Genomic DNA, 17,638 nt, shown 5'->3' with positions numbered 1-17,638 from the left:
AAATTCTGTTGACAGATTGTCGCAGCCTGACGAAGCTTTACTGGCAAGTAAAGAAATTCGCAAAGCCGCGAATCGTCAACAGGGAAAGCGCGATGCTGCAGGAACGCGTCGAAGGCAAATGGCTGGCGGCATTCCGTCGGGTGCTGGCGCTGAACGGGATCGGCAAGGGCACACCCATCGCCATCCTGTCGGAAACCCAGTCGCGGCCCGTGCTGGTGCATCTGTGCGAGTTGGCGGCCTATGACCTGGGGGCCGAGTTCTGCATGATCCAGATGCCGACCCCGCCGCAGGTGGCTCCGGTGCCCGTGAAGTCGACCGGCACCAGCTGGGCGATCCAGGGCAACCGCGCGGTGATCGAGGCGCTTAAGCTTGTAGATGTCATCGTCGACTGCACGGTGGAGGGGCTGATCCACGCCCCGGAATGGCCCGAGATCGAGGCGGCGGGGCGCACGCGGCTTCTGGTCATCACCAATGAGCACCCGGAAATCCTGGAACGGACGGAGCCGAAGGCGGAACACGGGCCGAAGGTGCAACTCGGCATCCAGATGCTGCGCGAGGCGGCGGAGATGCGGGTGACCTCGGCCCTGGGAACCGACCTGACGGTCGACCTGCGCGGCGCGCCTTGCGGAGGAACGGCGGGGTTCGGGACCACGCCCGGGTCGGTCGCGCATTGGCCGGGCGGGCTGTGCCTGGCCTTCCCGGGTCAGAACGCTGTCAACGGGCGGATCGTGATGGGTGTCGGGGACATGAACCTGACCTTCAAGACGTACCTGACCAGCCAGATCGACTTCACCATCGAGAACGACTTCGTCACCGCGATCAAGGGCGACGGGATCGATGCGCTGCACTTCCGCGAATACATGGAGGCCTGGGGCGACCGGAACGCCTATGGGATGTCCCACGTCGGCTGGGGGATGCACCCGGGCGCGCGCTGGGTGTCGGCGGCGATGTACGACAAGCGCGACATGCAGGCGGTGGAGTTCCGGGCGCTGGCCGGGTCGTTCCTCTGGTCCACGGGCGCGAACCAATATGCGGGGCGCTACACGCTGGGCCATTTCGACCTGCCGATGAGGAATTGCACCATCGCCCTCGACGGGCGCGTCGTCGTGAAGGACGGCGTTCTGCAAGGAGAGCTTGCCCTATGACCATCCAGACCCCCATCGCCGTGTTGCCGATGAGCGAGCCCGCCGACTATTACGACATGTCCCGCGTCCGGCCCGAGGTGGCGGCGGCGATGGCGAAGATCAACGAGATGGGACCGGTCTTCGCCTCGCGCGCCAAGGCGGTGGATGACGAGGCGTCGTTCCCGACGGCGAATTACCGCGATCTGGCCGATGCCGGGTTCCTGGGCCTGTCGATCCCGCAGGAGTTCGGCGGCTGGGGCTTCTCGATGGGCGAATACGCCATGGTCGGGGCCGAGATCGCCAAGTACTGCGGGGCGACGGCGCTGACCTTCAACATGCACAACTCGTCGATGGCCTGGTCGCGGTTCATGTATGACATGCCGAACCTTTCGGACGCGGAACGGGCCGAGTTTGCGCCCCTGCGCGCGCGGCAGTTCACCCGGGCGATGAAGGAACGCGCGATCTATTCGCAGCCGATCTCCGAGGGCGGGCAGAACTGGACGTCGAAGCCGAACCAGACCCAGTGCCGTGCGGTGGAAGGCGGCTGGAAGATCAACGGGTTCAAGAAGTTCGCTTCGCTCGCGGGGTATTGCGACTACTACACCATCGTCTGCACCGAGGTGTTCGAGGGCGTGGAACCTCGGCACGAGGACACGATGCTGTTTGTGGTGCACAAGGATGCGCCGGGCCTGACGGTGAAGGGCGACTGGGATCCCTTGGGGATGCGGGGGACGAACAGCCGCGACCTGATCCTGAAAGACGTTTTCGTCACCAAGGATGACTTGTTGATGCCGCGGGGGATCTTCGGGAAGACGCTGCCGAACTGGCCGCACATGATGGCGACCTTGTCGCCGACCTATATGGGGGTGGCTCAGGGGGCCTATGACTTCACCATCGCTTACCTCAAGGGCCGGGTCCCCGGCCAGCCGCCGATCGACCGGCGGATGTATGCGACGAAGCGGGTGGCGGTCAGCAAGATGTACGCGCGGCTGGCGAACATGCGGGCGCTGTGGTGGCAGGCGTTTTCCGAGGCGAAGGGAATGCCGTCGAAGGCCGAGGTGATGCGGATGTACGCGGCCCAGTACAACGTGATGGAGGGCGCGCAGGAGATGACCGCGCTGGCGATCCGCACCTGTGGCGGGCAGTCGATGCTGAAGTCGCTGCCGCTGGAGCGCATGTATCGCGACAGCCGCTGCGGGGCGCTGATGCTGCCCTATACCAGCGAGATAATGGAGGATTACATCGGGGTCCTCGCGCTGTACGAGATGAGCGAACTGGACTCGGCGCCCGGGGATGAGGGTGGCGCGCGGAACTCGTTGTGGCGGGGGGATAGCGGTTCCCTGAAAGGTTTGCGCTGATGGGGCGTGACGTCGTCCAGGTCCACGGCCATGTGGCACGTGCGCCGGATGACGTCTGGCGGGTGGTCCGCGATTTCTGCGGGGCCTGGCATCCCTGGGTGGCCACGGTGCGCGAGGAGCGGGGGCCGAAAGACGCGCGGGTCCGGGCCTTCACGGTGACGGGGGAGGATACGGTCTATCGGGAGCAGCAGACCTACTTCTCGGACAGCGACCGCGTTCTGGGATATACGCATCTGGAGGGTATCCGCGACTGCGAGGCCTATGACGCTCGGGTGACGGTGTCGCCGGCTGAGGCGGGTGGGTCGGTGGTCAGCTGGACCGCGACAGTCAGGGCTCCGGCCGCGCGGCTGGGGGCGATCTGCGAGGGGACGAAAGCGGTTTTCGAAGCGGGGATCGCGGTGCTGGCGGTGGCGAAGGTACCGGAGGCGGGGACCGGGCTATCCCGGCCGCTTGCCCCGGTCGAAACGCTGGTCTTCGACGACCTGCCCCGGCTGGCCCTGTCGGTGACGCCGGACCTGGGCGACGGGCGGCTGTGCCTGTTACTGCACGGGATCGGCGGTGGGCGGTCGAATTGGGTAGACCAACTGAGGGCCGTGGGCGGGGTGATGCGCGCGGCGGCGCTGGATTTGCGGGGGTATGGCGACAGCACGCTCGGGCCGCAGCAGTCGACGGTTGACGCCTACTGCGCCGATATCCTGCGGGTGGCGGAACGGCTTGGCGCGCGGCGGCTGGTGCTGGTGGGGCTGTCCTACGGGTCGTGGATTGCGACCTCTTTCGCCATGCGGCACCCGGAGATGCTGGACGCCTTGGTCCTGTCCGGAGGCTGCACCGGCATGTCCGAGGCCGGGCCGGAGGAGCGTGAGGCGTTCCGGGTCAGCCGCGAGGTGCCGCTGAACGCGGGCCAGACCCCGGCGGGTTTTGCCCCGGCGGTGGTGAAGGTGCTGGCGGGGCCAGAAGCCAGCGACGCCACGCGCAAGGCGCTTTTGGACAGCATGGCGGCGATCCCGGCGGCGACCTATCGGGACGCGCTGACCTGCTTTACCAACCCCTTGGAGCGGTTCGACTTTTCGCGGCTGACGATGCCGGTGTTGCTGATGACCGGCGAGCATGACCGGTTGGCGCCTCCATCAGAAATCCGGGGGGTGGCGGGGCGGATCTGGGACAGTGCCCCGCGCCCGGATGTGCGGTTCGAGATGATCGCGGGGGCGGGCCATGTCTGCAACGTCGAGGCACCGGGGGCCTACAACGCTCCGCTGTTGGACCTTCTGGGGCGGTTGGAATGACGCTCCCCCGCCGCCAGCAGAACCGGCTAAACCGGGAGCGCGCGATCCTGGATGCGGCGCTGAAGGTCTTTGCGGCGCAGGGCTATACGGGCGCGTCGATGGATGCGGTGGCGGCGGAGGCGGGGGTGACGAAGCCGACGCTCTATTCCTACTTCCCGTCGAAGGAATCGCTCTTCCAGGCGATGATGCTGGGCAAGCGCGACGCGATGCTGGACGTCTTCGAGCATCCCTCGGATCAGGGGATGGTCGCGGACCTCTTGGTCTTTGCCTGGGCCTATGCCGACACGGTGATGCGGCCCGAAATGCTGGCGCTGGCGCGGCTGATCATCGGCGAGGTGCAGAGGTTCCCGGAGATCGGGCGGGCGTACCAGGCGAGCGGTCCTGACCACCTGCTGCGCGGGATCATGCGGTATCTCGATGGCCAGCGGCGGGCCGGGCGGCTGGATTTCGAGGATGCGGAACTGGCGGCGCAGGACCTGTGGGGCCTGATCCTGTCGGCCCCAAGGACCCAGGCGCTGTACATGCCGGATTCCCAGCCCGACCGGGCCACCCTTCAGCGGTATATCCTGAACGGGCTGCGGGTGTTCCTGAAGGCTTACTCGACCGCCCCCGGGCCGGACCTGAACCAACTTGAAGCGCTGACAGGCGCCCCTTCCCGACAGGTGAACCATGACGCTTGACGACTACCTTGCCGACCCCGGCAGCCGCTTTGCCACGGTGGCGATGACGGACACCAACGGCCTGTTGCGCGGGCAGATGGTGTCGGTCGGCAACCTGCGCGGGATTGCCAAGGCCGGGATGGGCATGGCCCCGGCGCAACTGGCGCTGGACCCGACGGATGTGCACCTGAACCTGCCGGGCGTGAATGACGATGCGGGCGACTTCCATGACGACCCGCTGGTGATCGACCCCGCCAGCGTGCGTCGGTTGCCCTGGTCGAAGCCGGGACACGACCTGCTGGTCCTGTCGAACTTCACCGGCGCTTCGGCGGAGCTTTGCCCGAGGTCGATCCTGACCAAGGTCCTGGCGCGGGCGGCTGAGGCGGGCCTGTTCCCGAAATACGGGATGGAGCTGGAATACACCCTGTTCGACGAGACGCCGGAAAGCGCCAAGGCCAAGGGTTACCGCAACCTGAAGCCCGCGACGCAGCATGCGAGCCACGACCTGATCCTGTACCAGGCGGTGCAGACGGAGTGGTACGAGGCGCTGTCGGGGATCTGCGAGCCGTTGAAGGTCGACCTCGCCAAGATGCACGAGGAAATCGGTGCGGGGTTCATGGAATGCTGCATCGCCGCCGGGGGCGGGCTGGAGCCTGCGGACCAGCTGGTGATCCTGAAGAACTTCCTGCGGGCCCTGGCGCTGCGGCAGGGCAAGTCGGTAACCTTCATGCCGCGCTGGAACGAGGCGGCGGACAGCCAGTCGATCCACCTGCACATCAGCCTGAAGGACAAGGCGGGGGTGCCGGTGTTCTGGGACGCCAGCCAGAAGAATGGTGTCAGCCAGACCTTCCGCCATTTTCTGGGCGGGTTGCAGGCCTATATCGGCGAAATGACCCTGATCTTCCAGCCCACGGTGAACAGCTATCGCCGCTTCGCTCCGGGCACCTTTGCGCCGCCGGGCCTGACCTGGGGCTATGAGAATCGGACAACCTGCTTCCGGCTGGTCGGCCATGACCCGGGCAGCCTACGGGTGGAAAACCGCCTGCCGGGGGCGGACACGAACCCCTACCTCACCACGGCGGCGACGCTAGCGGCGGGGATCGCGGGAATCGTCAACAAGATCGAGCCGGACCCGGAGGTCATCGGCTCGGGCTACAGCCAGGAACCGACCCGCGACTTCGCCCGGTCGATGCCCGAGGCGATTGAACGGCTGCGGGAGTCGGACTTTGCCCGCGACTGGCTGGGCGATCGTTTCGTTGACGGCTTTACTGCAACGCGCGAGTCTCAGCATGACGAGTTCCGCCGGAAGGTTCCGGACGTGGAATTGGAGAGGTTCTTTGACCTTGGATAAAGCGATGACCGAAGCTGCCGACCTGCGTGCTGCCTTTGTCGAGGGGATGAGCCGCGCCGCGACTTTCGTGGCGGTGGCCACCACCGATGGCGAAGGTGGACGGGACGGGGTGACGGTGTCGTCGCTGACCTCGGTCTCGGCGGATGGCGAGCAGCCGTCGCTGCTGGTCTGCATCAACCGGCAGTCCCCGGCGGCAACGGCGATACTTCAAAACCGGGCCTTCTGCGCCAACCTTCTGTCGGAAGACCAGCAGGATCTGGCCAACCTTTTCGCCGGGCGCAGCGGGACCGAACGAAAGGACCGTTTCGACCGCATCGCCTGGGAGGCCGGGGCATTGGGCCAGCCGATCCTGTCGGGTGCCACGGCGGTCTTCGAGTGCCGCCTGGCCACGGCGCTGCTCTGGGAGACGCACCACATCATCGTCGGGCGCGTCGCGGCGGTGCGGCTGCACGGGTCGGGCTCGGCCCTGCTGTACGGCCAGCGGGCCTATCGAAAGGCTATACATCTCAGCGGAGATAGTTAAACTGTTAAGTATTCTGCGGAGCACCCGCAGCATCGGCTGACCCAGGCGGACAAGACCCGGGCGGCGCGCAACACGGAGGGAACAATGTCTGACTTTACCGAAATCGGGCCGAACCGGCTCCGGCGGAATACGCTGGGGCTGGTGGCCGTCACCTTCATGGTGGTGTCCGCTGCTGCACCCCTGACCGGCGTCGCGGGGGCAATGCCCATCGCATTCCTGGCCGGGAATGGCGCGGGCATCCCCGCGACTTTCGTCTTCATCACGCTTGTGATGCTGGCATTTTCGGTCGGCTACGTCGCGATGTCGCGCCATGTCGCCAATGCCGGGGCCTTCTACGCCTATGCCGCGCGCGGGCTGGGCGGGGGCGCAGGCGGGGCGGTATCGATGATTGCCATCGTTGCCTACAACGCGATGCAGGTCGGCCTTCTGGGCCTTCTGGGTGGCGTTGCCTCGGGCGTCTTCGGCGAGATGGGGATCGCGCTGCCCTGGTGGGGCTGGAGCCTGATCGCCATCGCGCTGGTCGCGGTGCTGGGGTACCGGCAGGTCGACCTGTCGGCCAAGGTGCTGATCGTGCTGGTGGGCCTGGAATACCTGATCGTGCTGATCGTCGCCTTCGCCATCCTGTTCCAGGGCGGCGCTGCGGGGCTGTCGATCCCGTTCTTCGACTGGCCGACGATCACCTCGGGGTCGGTCACACTGGCCGTCCTTCTGGTTCTGGGGTCCTTCATCGGGTTCGAGGCAACGACGATCTATTCGGAAGAGGCCCGCGACCCCGAACGCACCATCCCGCGCGCGACCTACCTGTCGGTGCTGATGATCGGGGTGTTCTTCGTCTTCGTGACCTGGCTGCTGATTGCCGGGGCCGGGGTGGCCGAGCTGCAGTCCGGCATCGCAGCCCTTCCCGATCCGACCTTCTTCTTCTTCGATCTTGCGGGTCGCTATGTCGGCGGGCCGATCCCTGCCATCGCCGGGGTGCTGCTGGTGTCGAGCATCTTTGCGGCCGTCAGCGCCTTTCACAACTACATCGCGCGCTATTCCTATGTCGCGGGGCGCGAGGGGCTGCTGCCTGCCGCCTTTGGCCGCACGCATGACCAGCACCAAAGCCCGCACATCGGGTCGGTGATGCAGACCATCACCGCGCTGATCGTGGTCGGCATCTTCGCCTGGCTGGGACTGGACCCGGTCCTGAACCTGTTCACCTGGGTCAGCCAGCTTGGCACGCTGGGGGTGCTGGCGATGATGGCGATCACCTCGCTGTCGATCATCGCCTTCTTCCGGTCGGGCCAGGCTTCGGCGTCACCGCTGGCGGCGCTGATCCTGCCTGCGCTGTCGGGCCTGATCATGGCCGGGCTGTTCGTCTATATCTACCTGAACTTCGGCGACCTGACCGGGACCACCGGGGGTTCCTTGGGCTGGATCCTGCCCAGCCTGGTGCCGCTGGCCGGGATCGTCGGCTACCTGATGGCCTCGCGCCTGAAGTCGGCCGATCCCGCGCGCTATGCGAAGATGGGCCAGAACCAGGCCTGACAAACGGGCCGGGGCGGGCGCGGTACGCCTGCCCCGGTCAACCCGATCAATAGCCGAGTTGAAGCGCCACGAGCGCCGCGCCGCCGACGATGATCCGCCACCAGCCGAAGAGCGCATAGCCATTGCGGCTGATGAAGTTCAGCACCCAGCGCACCACGGCAACCGCGGTCACGAAGGCCACGGCGAAGCCGACGGCAATCTCCCACATTGCGCCGAAATCCAGCACGTCGCGGTTCTTGTACAGATCGTAGACCACCGCCGCGCCCATGGTGGGCAACGACAGAAGGAACGAAAACTCGGCCGCCGCGCGCTTTTCGACGCCCATCAGCAAGGCGCCTACAATGGTGGCGCCCGACCGCGATACGCCGGGGATCATCGCGATGCACTGGCAGAAGCCGATGGCGAGCGACTTGCCGAAAGGCAGCGCCAGGGCATCGCTGTGGACCGGGGGCGGGGCGATGCGGTCGATGACCAAGAGCACTATGCCGCCCAGGATCAGCATCACAGCGATCAGCCTGGGCGTTTCAAAGAGGACGGTCTTGACGAAGTCATGCGCCAGGACGCCGACCACGACGGCGGGAAGGAAAGCGAGAAGGATTGAGACGAGCGCCCGCCGGGCGGCGTCCTCATGCCGGGCGCGCAGGAAAAGGCGGGTCAAAAGCGCGGCGTAGACCGAGAAAAGCGCAAGGATGGCGCCAAGCTGGATCACCACCTCGAAGGTGCGGCCTTTGGATTCGAAGCCGAGGAAATGGCCTGCCAGCAAGAGGTGCCCGGTCGAGGACACCGGCAGGAACTCGGTCAGCCCTTCCAGTAGACCCAGAATGGCCGCCGTCAGCGTCGTGTCCACCGGATCAGGCCTTCTTCAGGTTCTTCGCCGAATCCTTGATCGCAGCGAACTGGCCAGCCTTGCGGTAGCGCCAGAGATATTCGGGCAGGACCGCCTCCATCGCCGTGGGGGTGATCCCCAGATCGGCGAGGCTCTTCGCGCCCGGGGTCACGACGTTGTCGCGGGCAAGGTTGCGGACCTGGTCGCGGGTCAGCATCTTGTTCTCGATCAGGCCCAGGGTCACGGCCTGCACCATGTCAAAGCCGAAACCCATGATCTTGGCGACAAAGAACGGGACGCCGATGACGGCGCGGCGGCGCTGGATGACCTTGAGCATCCGGCCCATGAGGCCGCGGAAGCTGTCGACCTCGGGCCCGCCGAGTTCATGGACACCCGGGGCAGCCTGTCCGAGCACGCCTTTGACAGCAGCCTTGGCCACGTCGTCGACATGGACCGGCTGGAATTTCGTCGCTGCGCCGACGACCGGCAGGATCGGCGCAAGGCGGGCCATTCCGGCGAAGCGGTTGAAGAAGCCGTCTTCGGTCCCGAAAATGATCGAGGGGCGCAGGATGACGGCATTCGGGAAAGCGGCCATGACGGCAGCCTCGCCTTCGCCCTTGGTGCGGGCATAGTCGCTGTCCGAATTCACATCGGCACCGATGGCCGAGACATGGACCAGCGTGCCGACGCCCTCTGCAGCCGCGATCCGGGCGATGCGCCCTGCCCCTTCGGCCTGGACGGCGTCAAAGGTGTTCCTGCCGATCCCGTTCAGGATGCCGACGCAGTTCACCACCGCATCCGCGCCCCGGATCATCGCGCGGACCGAGGCATCGTCGCGGATGTTGCAGGCCAGCGGTTCGACCTGGCCCGGCGTTCCGTAGGGCTTGACGAACAGGGCCTCGTTCGGACGGCGGCAGGCGACGCGGACGCGCCAGCCTTCCTTGGCCATGCGGCGGGCGATGTAGCGTCCGACAAAGCCCGAACCGCCAAAGATGGTGACCAGCTTGCTCATCCGCGCAATCTCCAAATGGCACCTTGGGGCACCGGAATCCTGGCGGATGAATATCCGCGCGGGGCAAGCCGGGCAAGGCCAAAGCGGACATTAGAATTTTCGTGGCGGGGCCGTTGACTCTGCCAAATGCCGCCGTTACATCGCCCATCAGTGCCCAGATGGCGGAATTGGTAGACGCACTGGTTTCAGGTACCAGCGCTGCAAGGCGTGGAGGTTCGAGTCCTCTTCTGGGCACCATTCCTCAAAAAGCCCGCAACCGTAACAGGTTGCGGGCTTTTTGCTGTCTGGCCCCTTCGCCTTAGCGCGGAAACGAAGAAACCCGGCCGCAGGGCGACCGGGTTCCGGAAGGGGTAGCGATCCTAGGGATCAGCGACGGCGGTCCTCTTCGTCCTCGTCGTCGTCGTGGCTGTCGGCGGGAAGATTGAAGAAGCTGTCGGCGTCCGAGAAATCCGAAGCCGGGCTGTCGTCCTTTTCCTCGTCGCCGAAGACCTCGAGCCCCGAGAGGCCCGAAGGCATCCGCGCCTCGGGCGCCATGCCGAGCGACTGTTCGGTCGAGACCAGCTTGCGGCGTTCGTCGTCGGACATCACGCTGCCCTCGGCGGCCTTCTTGCGGGCAGCAGCCTGGACGGCAGCGTCAAGTTCGGACTGCTTGCAGAGGCCGAGGGCGACGGGGTCGATGGGCTGGATCTGGCCGATGTTCCAGTGGGTGCGTTCGCGGATCGACTGGATGGTGGGCTTGGTCGTGCCCACGAGCTTGCCGATGGCGCCGTCGCTGAGTTCGGGGTGGAACTTCACCAGCCACAGGATTGCGGCGGGACGGTCCTGGCGTTTGGACAGCGGGGTGTAGCGCGGGCCGCGGCGCTTTTCCTCGCCCACGGCGGCGGCGTTGTATTTCAGCTTCATCCGGTACAGCGGATCAGCCTGGGCGCGGGTGATCTCGATCGGGTCAAGCTGGTTGTTGGCGATCGGGTCGAAACCCTTGACCCCGGTGGCCACGTCGCCGTCGGCAATGCCCTGCACTTCCAGCTCATGCATCCCGCAGAAATCGGCGATCTGCGCAAAGCTGAGCGTCGTGTTGTCCACCAGCCAGACGGCAGTGGCCTTGGCCATAAGCGGTTTCGACATCGGATCTCTCCTTTACAAACCTGTCCCGTGCCGGGAAAACGGCTGCGGGCCTGGCCCGCGAGTTCCACGATTTCGGGGAATTCAGGCGCCCATATAGGGTGGAATCGCGCAAAGGGGAAGCGAAAATGCGGGCGTTCCTGTTGGCCATCGCGGCCTTGTGCTGGGCCGGGGCGGCACGGGCCGAAGGCGAGCGGGCCGGGGACTTCGACTATTATGTGCTGGCGCTGTCGTGGTCGGCGGCTTGGTGCGCGCTGGAGGGGGATGACCGCGACGATCCGCAATGCGCCGACGGGCGCGGGTTTACCTTTGTGCTGCATGGGCTTTGGCCGCAGTATGAGGACGGCTGGCCGTCGTTCTGCCGGACTGGAGAGCGCGATCCGTCACGGGCAGACACCGCAGCGATGGCGGATATCATGGGCGGGTCGGGGACGGCCTTCTATCAGTGGAAGAAGCACGGGCGTTGTTCCGGCCTGTCCGCGCCCGTGTTCTTTCAAACGGCGCGCGACGCCTATGGCCGCGTCGCCATTCCGGAGCTGTTCGAAGAGGTGTCTCGCCCGCTGACGCTGCCTGCAAGCGTGATCGAGGACGCGTTCCTGGAGGCCAATCCGGACCTTCAGCGCGATCAGATCACGATCACCTGCAAGGAGGGCCTGATCCAGGAGGCGCGGGTCTGCCTGACGAAGGACCTGGCGTTCCGCCGCTGCGGCGATGACGTCATCCGCGACTGCCGCCTAAAGGATGCGGTGCTGGAGCCGGTGCGGTAGCTGGAAGGGGTGGCGGGACCGGCAATCTGAAAAGCAACCGTTGAGGGGAAACTTTGGGGAAAAGTGCTTTGTCAAATGTTCGGTGCCTTTGGGCGTCTGGGGAAGCGCCTGCAGGCTTTGAGTTGTGGATCGAAACCTCCGATCCCGCCTGAGACTGGTTTACCAAACGTCACTCTGTCTTGCGCGTTAAGAAAGCGTCAAAGCGCCCCGCTTGCCACGAAGGTAGGGAAATCCTTACGTCCCCGGCCCCAGAGTCTGTCCGACGCTGATAGAAGCGCCGAACAGCCTCTAGGCTTTTCGTGGCCGCCTGTCTTTCGACAAAACCGGATTCAACTTTTGTCGGACAGGCCCTACGGCGCCACCTTCAGGACGATCTTGCCGACATGACCGCCGGATTCCAGCCGCCAATGCGCGGCGGCGGCCTGGGTCAGCTCATGTTCGCTGTCCATCACCACCTTGACCGCGCCGCGTTCGATCAGCGGCCAGACCTCGGCTTCGACTGCGCGGGCGATCTTGGCCTTGGCGAGGTCGGATTGCGGGCGCAGGGTCGAGCCGGTCAGCGTCAGGCGGCGCGTCATCATCTCGGCCAGGTTCAGGGTGACCTTGGCGCCCTGCAGGAAGGCGATCTGCACCAGCCGCCCGCCATCGGCCAGCGCCTTGATGTTGCGTTCGATATAGGGACCGCCGACCATGTCGAGGATCAGGTTGGCCCCGCCCGCGGCTTTCATCACCTCGACGAAATCCTCGGTCCGATAGTTCACCGCAACCTCGGCGCCAAGCTCACGGCAGGCTTCGCACTTCTGGTCGGTGCCGGCGGTAGTGAAGACCCGCGCGCCAAGGGCACGGGCGATCTGGATCGCGGTGGTGCCGATGCCGCTGCCGCCGCCGTGGACGAGGAAACGTTCGCCCGCGCGCAGCCCGCCACGGGTGACCACGTTGGACCAGACGGTAAAGCAGGTTTCCGGCAGGCAGGCGGCTTCCCGCAGCGTGAGGCCCTTGGGGATCGGCAGGGCGTGCGCTTCGGGCGTCACGGCATATTCGGCATAGCCCCCGCCGGGCAGCAACGCGCAGACCTGATCGCCGATCTGCCAGCGGGTCACACCAGGCCCGACCTCGACCACCGTACCGGAGCATTCCAGCCCCGGCAGCGGCGAGGCCGAGGGCGGCGGGGCGTACATCCCGGCCCGTTGCAGCGCATCGGGGCGGTTCACCCCGGCATAGGCGATGCGGATGATGATCTGGCCATGGCCCGGCACCGGAACCGGCACCGCAGCGGGCAAAAGCACGTCAGGCCCCCCCGGCGAGGAGATTTCGATGGCAAGCATGCTGTGGGACAAGGTCATGTGCGTCTTAGCCTTGATGGTGGCCCGGAAGGTCTTCTGTCCTTCTTGGCGCACGAATGCTTGCGAAAAGCTTTCCAGGTCCGGCCAGGAAGGCCTTTCCCAGCGGATTTTCCCGGAATGAGGCCTTCAGCTTCTCGACCTGCATCACCTGGTCGATGCGGCGGTCGAGAAAATCCCAGGTCGCCTGGTGCCCGGCCGAATCATCGCCGAGCCAGTAGAGCACCGTTGCACCGTAGACGGCCGACAGCGTCGCGCGCTTGCTGTACCAGTTCAGGTCGTCCGAGGTGTCGCCGAGCGCAGTCCAGATCGCATCCGCCGTGCCCCAGACCGCGCGGGCGCCGTCGGCGGCATGCGGGGGCAGCGAGAACAGCGTGCTGCCGCGCCGCACCAGCTCGCGGTCGGCCAGTTCCAGCCGCAGCTGGACGGCCCGAGCGATCCGGTCGCGGAAGCGCAGGGCCGAGAGATCGGTCTGCGCCAGCTGGTCAACCATCGCCGCATCCCCGCGCCGGTGGTAGGCGAGCGCCAGGTCGACACCGCCGCGCGGAAACATCGACCGGGCAAGGCCCAGGGGAATACCCGCATCGGCCGCGGCGGCCGCGAGGGTCCGGTCCGACCAGCCGTCAAAGGGCACATGCCCAAGGGCGGCATCCAGAAGCTGCGCCTTCACCTGATCTTCGGCCATTTCCGTCCCCTTTCGTCCATCGGTGGACAAGCCACCCGGTGTTTGATATAGGCCGCCAGCCTGCACAAGTCAGTGCAACTCTAGCTTAGGAAGGTGGTGACAACCACATGCAGGTCAGCGTCCGCGACAACAACGTCGAACAGGCTCTCCGTGCTCTGAAGAAGAAACTTCAGCGTGAAGGGGTGTTTCGGGAAATGAAGCTCAAGCAGCATTTCGAGAAGCCCTCGGTCAAGAAGGCACGCGAACAGGCCGAAGCGGTCCGCCGCGCAAGGAAACTTGCCCGGAAGAAGCTTCAGCGTGAGGGCGGTCTGTAAGACACCGCGACTCTGGGGAAGCGATTCCCGCCCGATCAACCCCCGTGCCCCGCGCCCGGGGGTTTTTCATTGCCAGGTCCCGCTCCTGATCCAGTGTCTGGTCGGCATTTTGCAACCTCAGATTGTATGGCAAAATCATGGCGGCCCTGTGGTGCAACTTGGGCGGGCGTCAACAGATTATTTCCAATTTGTGCCATATTTTGTTGTTTGCCAGTCGCCAAAGCCGCCGTAGGTCTGGGTCATGATCCAGCTTCGCAAACATCCCCGCCAGAACCGCTCTCGTGCCAAAGTCGAGGGCATCCTTGCCGCTGCCGCCGACATCATGTCGGGCCAGGGTCTGGAAGCGGTCACGACCAACGCGGTTGCGGCCCAGGCCGGGGTGTCGATCGGGTCGCTGTACCAGTACTTCCCGGGCAAGACCGCGTTACTGGCGGCGCTGATCCGGGACGAGCGGGCGAACCTTCTGGAAGCGGTAGAGCGGATCGTCAGCTCGGACGCCGCGCACAACCTGTCGGACCTGGTGGATGAGCTGATCGAGGCGACCGTCGCGCATTACCTGGCGCGCCCGGCGCTGTCGCGGACGCTGAACCTGGCGCAGACCCATCTGCCGCCGGACCCGGCCGCGTCCGAGTTTTCCGACCGGATCACTGTGCTGATCGCGGCGCGGCTGGACGAACTGGAAATCCCGCGCCCCGAGACGACGGCGCTGGACATCCTGGCGATCCTGCGCGGGATGATCGATGCCGCGAGCGGCACCGAAGTTGGCGACCGTTCCGCCCTGACCAACCGCACCCGCCGCGCGGTGATGGGCTATCTGCAGGCCGCCTAGACCGCCAGCGCGGTCGTCCTGACCACCGTCCGCAGCGCGAAGGACGACTGCATCTGCCGCACGCCCGGCAGGCGTGACAGGAACTGGCGATGGATACGGGCGAAGTCCTCGGTATCCTCGGCCATCAGCTTCAGCAGATAATCCGCCGTCCCGGCCATCAGGTGGCATTCCAAGAGGTCCGGCACCTTGGCCACCTCACGCTCGAACGCGTCTAGCAAGTCTTCGGCCTGGCTTTGCAGGGTGATTTCCACGAAGACCGTCGTCATCCGCCCCATGCGGCGGGCATCGAGCAGGGCGACATACCCGGCGATGTAGCCCTCTTCCTCCAACCGCTGGACGCGACGGTGGCAGGCCGATGGGGAGAGATTCACCGCCTCGGACAGTTCGGCATTGGTGATGCGGCCGTTCTTCTGCAAGACGGTCAGGATGCGGCGGTCGGTGGCGTCAAGATCGGGTGTCATGCAAGATTCTGCGGTCTGGGGGCCAAAGCTTCGAAGAAGCTACGCTGATGGGGGCCTGAGGCCAACCAGAATTCAAAGCATCGCCAGAAAATCGGTTCAGGATGATCGCATGGGGACCAGGTCCCACCAGGGAGGAACACATGAAGATCGGATGTCCGAAAGAGATCAAGCCGCAGGAATTTCGGGTCGGCATGACCCCGGATGCGGCGCGGGAAGCGGTGGCGCATGGCCACAAGGTCATGGTCGAGAAGAATGCCGGGGTCGGCGCGGGCTTTACGGATGCCGACTACAAGGCGGCAGGGGCCAAGATCGTCGACACGGCGGAAGAGGTCTTTGAAAAGGCCGACATGATCGTCAAGGTCAAGGAACCGCAGGCGGTCGAACGCAAGCGGCTGCGCGAGGGACAGGTGCTGTTCACCTATCTGCATCTGGCCCCCGATCCGGACCAGACCAAGGACCTGCTGAAATCCGGCGCGACCTGCATCGCCTATGAGACGGTGACCGATGACCGGGGCGGCCTGCCGCTCCTGGCGCCGATGTCCGAGGTTGCTGGTCGTCTGGCCCCGCAAGTCGGCGCCTGGACGCTGCAGAAGGCCAATGGCGGACGCGGCGTTCTGCTGGGCGGCGTACCAGGGGTGTCGCCGGCCAAGGTGCTGGTGATCGGCGGGGGCGTCGTCGGCACCCACGCGGCCAAGGTTGCCGCCGGGATGGGCGCGGATGTCACCGTGCTCGACCGGTCGATCAACCGGCTGCGCTATCTGGACGATGTATTTGGCGGCACGTTCAAGAACGCTTATGCCAGCGCCGGCACTACCATCGCGCTGGCCCGCGAGGCCGACCTGATCATCGGCGCGGTGCTGATCCCCGGCGCGGCGGCGCCGAAGCTGATCTCGAAGGCGCAGCTGAAGGAGCTGAAACCCGGCGCGGCGCTGGTGGATGTGGCCATCGACCAGGGCGGCTGCTTTGAGACTTCGCACGCCACCACCCACCAGGACCCGATCTACGAGGTCGACGGGATCATGCACTACTGCGTGGCGAACATGCCGGGCGCGGTCGCGCGGACCTCGACCCAGGCGCTGGGCAACGCGACGATGCCCTTCATGCTGGCCCTGGCCGACAAGGGCTGGAAGAAGGCCTGCGCCGAGGACAAGCACCTTCTGAACGGCTTGAACGTTCATGCGGGCAAGTTGACCTATGAAGCTGTGGGCCTGGCTCTGGGCCTGCCGACGATTCCAGCCGCCGAGGCGCTGAAGCACTGACGCGACGGAACTGCTGCACTGCAGCGTACATGGGGCACCAGACAACAGGTGCCCCATGACATTTCTCGGCTACAAACCCTCGACCCTTCTGCTTTGGGTCGTCTTGTCCTTGCCCGGCCTGCCCCTGATCCCCGCGCTTCTAGGCGACGATGCGCAGGCTTTTCACCACCTCTTGCATCCGACCGGGGAATGGGCCGCGCGATTCATGATCGTCGGCATGATGGCCTCGGGCCTGATGCTGCTGTTCAAGGGCCGCCACTGGCCGCGCTGGCTGGTCCATCACCGCCGCGACATTGAGGTTGCGGCCTTTGTCTATGCCGCCCTGCACACCTTCGTCTACGTCGTCGACCGGGGGACCCTGGACCGCATCGTCGAGGCCCTGCCCCATACCGAGATCTGGACGGGGTGGCTGGGGATGGCACTGTTCGTGCCGCTGGCCGTCACCTCGAACGACGCGGCGCAGAGATGGCTGCATGCGGGCTGGAAGACGCTGCAGCGCCTGGCCTATCCGGCGGCCGTTCTGATCCTGATCCACTGGGCCGCCCTGCATGACTGGGGCAGCTGGCCGCCTGCGGCCGTTCACTTCGGCCCACTGATCGCGCTCTGGGTCTATCGCCTGTGGTACTGGTACCTGCGCCCGCGCGCGCCGCTGCCCGCCTGAAACGAAACGGCCCGCAGGATCGCTCCTGCGGGCCGTCTTGTTTCCGGGCGTCGGGGTTACTTCTTCAGCGCCGCAAGGATTTCCTTCAGGAGGTCATTGTCCGACGGTCCAGCCGGAGCGGTCGGAGCCTCTTCCTTCTTCGGCATCAACCGGTTCACACCTTTCACGATCAGGAACACCACCCAGGCGATGATCACGAACTTGATGATCGCCGTGATGAAGTTGCCGTACATGAACTGGGCATCGCCGACGCCGACGCTCAGCCCGCTGAAGTCGACGCCGCCCACGATCAGACCAATCAGCGGATTGATCAGGTCGTCGACCAGCGACGTGACGATTGCAGTGAAGGCGGCGCCGATGACGACACCGACAGCAAGATCGAGCACGTTGCCGCGCGCGATGAAGGCTTTGAATTCGTTAAGCATTTCCACGGTTCCCTTGTGTCCGCCTGCCTTTCATGCGGCAGGTGTTGTGACTCAGGCTCTCTGGCCCGGGCCGACTATGCCACAGGAATGCCATATTCTTAACGGGGAAAAT

19 protein-coding genes and 1 tRNA gene are annotated in these 17,638 nt (G+C 65.5%); 13 read left to right on the top strand and 7 right to left on the bottom strand.

The features are described from left to right. The first annotated feature begins 92 nt into the window (after positions 1 to 92). The 7 genes from AC2EAL_RS06430 (at position 93) to AC2EAL_RS06400 (ending at position 7,825) form a co-directional block, all read left to right on the top strand. Positions 93 to 1,145, top strand: coding sequence for a 2,5-dihydroxypyridine 5,6-dioxygenase NicX family protein (locus AC2EAL_RS06430; protein WP_484723338.1), 1,053 nt, complete (start codon positions 93 to 95; stop codon positions 1,143 to 1,145). Continuing rightward, positions 1,142 to 2,482 carry an acyl-CoA dehydrogenase family protein gene (locus AC2EAL_RS06425; protein ID WP_484723337.1) on the top strand — a complete coding sequence of 447 codons (1,341 nt, stop codon included), beginning with the start codon at positions 1,142 to 1,144 and terminating at the stop codon, positions 2,480 to 2,482. The genes AC2EAL_RS06430 and AC2EAL_RS06425 overlap by 4 nt, the downstream gene beginning before the upstream one ends. After that, on the top strand, positions 2,482 to 3,765 hold the full coding sequence (locus tag AC2EAL_RS06420; RefSeq protein ID WP_484723336.1) for an alpha/beta fold hydrolase: 1,284 nt from the start codon (positions 2,482 to 2,484) through the stop codon (positions 3,763 to 3,765). The genes AC2EAL_RS06425 and AC2EAL_RS06420 overlap by 1 nt, the downstream gene beginning before the upstream one ends. Beyond that, complete coding sequence (locus AC2EAL_RS06415) at positions 3,762 to 4,445, top strand: TetR/AcrR family transcriptional regulator (protein WP_484723335.1); 684 nt, start codon at positions 3,762 to 3,764, stop codon at positions 4,443 to 4,445. The genes AC2EAL_RS06420 and AC2EAL_RS06415 overlap by 4 nt, the downstream gene beginning before the upstream one ends. Further along, on the top strand, positions 4,435 to 5,775 hold the full coding sequence (locus AC2EAL_RS06410; RefSeq protein ID WP_484723334.1) for a glutamine synthetase family protein: 1,341 nt from the start codon (positions 4,435 to 4,437) through the stop codon (positions 5,773 to 5,775). Before AC2EAL_RS06415 ends, AC2EAL_RS06410 begins: the two co-directional genes overlap by 11 nt. Positions 5,776 to 5,779: 4 nt before the next feature. Beyond that, complete coding sequence (locus AC2EAL_RS06405) at positions 5,780 to 6,298, top strand: flavin reductase family protein (protein ID WP_484723333.1); 519 nt, start codon at positions 5,780 to 5,782, stop codon at positions 6,296 to 6,298. 84 nt (positions 6,299 to 6,382) lie between these two features. Next, on the top strand, positions 6,383 to 7,825 hold the full coding sequence (locus AC2EAL_RS06400; protein WP_484723332.1) for an APC family permease: 1,443 nt from the start codon (positions 6,383 to 6,385) through the stop codon (positions 7,823 to 7,825). Positions 7,826 to 7,871: 46 nt separating this feature from the next. Here AC2EAL_RS06400 and AC2EAL_RS06395 read toward each other — a convergent pair whose 3' ends face one another. Together AC2EAL_RS06395 and AC2EAL_RS06390 are read right to left on the bottom strand one after the other, a co-directional pair. After that, the gene (locus AC2EAL_RS06395; RefSeq protein ID WP_484723331.1) at positions 7,872 to 8,672 is read right to left on the bottom strand and encodes an undecaprenyl-diphosphate phosphatase; all 801 of its coding nucleotides are present in this window, start codon (positions 8,670 to 8,672) and stop codon (positions 7,872 to 7,874) included. Positions 8,673 to 8,676: 4 nt separating this feature from the next. Further along, complete coding sequence (locus AC2EAL_RS06390; protein WP_484723330.1) at positions 8,677 to 9,663, bottom strand: complex I NDUFA9 subunit family protein; 987 nt, start codon at positions 9,661 to 9,663, stop codon at positions 8,677 to 8,679. Positions 9,664 to 9,815: 152 nt separating this feature from the next. Here AC2EAL_RS06390 and AC2EAL_RS06385 point away from each other — a divergent pair. After that, positions 9,816 to 9,900 (top strand) — tRNA-Leu (locus AC2EAL_RS06385). Positions 9,901 to 10,029: 129 nt separating this feature from the next. On the opposite strand, the gene AC2EAL_RS06380 is transcribed toward AC2EAL_RS06385, so the two are convergent. Next, positions 10,030 to 10,788 (bottom strand): DUF1013 domain-containing protein, encoded by a 759-nt coding sequence (locus AC2EAL_RS06380; RefSeq protein WP_484723329.1) that lies wholly within the window; start codon positions 10,786 to 10,788, stop codon positions 10,030 to 10,032. A gap of 125 nt (positions 10,789 to 10,913) precedes the next feature. Here AC2EAL_RS06380 and AC2EAL_RS06375 point away from each other — a divergent pair, with 125 nt between their 5' ends. Then, positions 10,914 to 11,552 carry a ribonuclease T2 family protein gene (locus tag AC2EAL_RS06375; protein ID WP_484723328.1) on the top strand — a complete coding sequence of 213 codons (639 nt, stop codon included), beginning with the start codon at positions 10,914 to 10,916 and terminating at the stop codon, positions 11,550 to 11,552. A 350-nt stretch (positions 11,553 to 11,902) separates the two neighbouring features. Here the strand turns inward: AC2EAL_RS06375 and AC2EAL_RS06370 are convergent, their stop codons facing one another. Both AC2EAL_RS06370 and AC2EAL_RS06365 read right to left on the bottom strand, forming a co-directional pair. Beyond that, positions 11,903 to 12,895 carry an NAD(P)H-quinone oxidoreductase gene (locus AC2EAL_RS06370; RefSeq protein WP_484723327.1) on the bottom strand — a complete coding sequence of 331 codons (993 nt, stop codon included), beginning with the start codon at positions 12,893 to 12,895 and terminating at the stop codon, positions 11,903 to 11,905. Positions 12,896 to 12,902: 7 nt separating this feature from the next. After that, positions 12,903 to 13,577 (bottom strand): COQ9 family protein, encoded by a 675-nt coding sequence (locus AC2EAL_RS06365; RefSeq protein WP_484723326.1) that lies wholly within the window; start codon positions 13,575 to 13,577, stop codon positions 12,903 to 12,905. Between the two features lie 107 nt (positions 13,578 to 13,684). On the opposite strand from AC2EAL_RS06365, the gene rpsU reads away from it, so the two are divergent. Both rpsU and AC2EAL_RS06355 read left to right on the top strand, forming a co-directional pair. Further along, positions 13,685 to 13,891 carry a 30S ribosomal protein S21 gene (gene rpsU, locus AC2EAL_RS06360; RefSeq protein WP_008027119.1) on the top strand — a complete coding sequence of 69 codons (207 nt, stop codon included), beginning with the start codon at positions 13,685 to 13,687 and terminating at the stop codon, positions 13,889 to 13,891. 241 nt (positions 13,892 to 14,132) lie between these two features. Then, positions 14,133 to 14,720 (top strand): TetR/AcrR family transcriptional regulator, encoded by a 588-nt coding sequence (locus AC2EAL_RS06355; RefSeq protein ID WP_484723325.1) that lies wholly within the window; start codon positions 14,133 to 14,135, stop codon positions 14,718 to 14,720. Here AC2EAL_RS06355 and AC2EAL_RS06350 read toward each other — a convergent pair. Then, positions 14,717 to 15,181, bottom strand: a complete 465-nt coding sequence (locus tag AC2EAL_RS06350) for an Lrp/AsnC family transcriptional regulator (RefSeq protein WP_484723324.1) — start codon at positions 15,179 to 15,181, stop codon at positions 14,717 to 14,719. The two genes, AC2EAL_RS06355 and AC2EAL_RS06350, sit on opposite strands and share 4 nt — an antisense overlap. Positions 15,182 to 15,321: 140 nt before the next feature. On the opposite strand from AC2EAL_RS06350, the gene ald reads away from it, so the two are divergent. Next, complete coding sequence (ald, locus tag AC2EAL_RS06345) at positions 15,322 to 16,440, top strand: alanine dehydrogenase (protein WP_484723323.1); 1,119 nt, start codon at positions 15,322 to 15,324, stop codon at positions 16,438 to 16,440. Positions 16,441 to 16,495: 55 nt separating this feature from the next. Further along, positions 16,496 to 17,101 carry a protein-methionine-sulfoxide reductase heme-binding subunit MsrQ gene (locus AC2EAL_RS06340; RefSeq protein ID WP_484723322.1) on the top strand — a complete coding sequence of 202 codons (606 nt, stop codon included), beginning with the start codon at positions 16,496 to 16,498 and terminating at the stop codon, positions 17,099 to 17,101. 56 nt (positions 17,102 to 17,157) lie between these two features. On the opposite strand, the gene mscL is transcribed toward AC2EAL_RS06340, so the two are convergent. Then, positions 17,158 to 17,532 (bottom strand): large-conductance mechanosensitive channel protein MscL, encoded by a 375-nt coding sequence (gene mscL, locus AC2EAL_RS06335; RefSeq protein ID WP_484723321.1) that lies wholly within the window; start codon positions 17,530 to 17,532, stop codon positions 17,158 to 17,160. Positions 17,533 to 17,638 lie beyond the last annotated feature (106 nt).

The sequence above is a fragment of the Tabrizicola sp. T74 genome (assembly GCF_057219935.1).
Note: the sequence above shows the minus strand (reverse complement) of the source record. Positions and strands in the feature narration are given on the sequence as shown.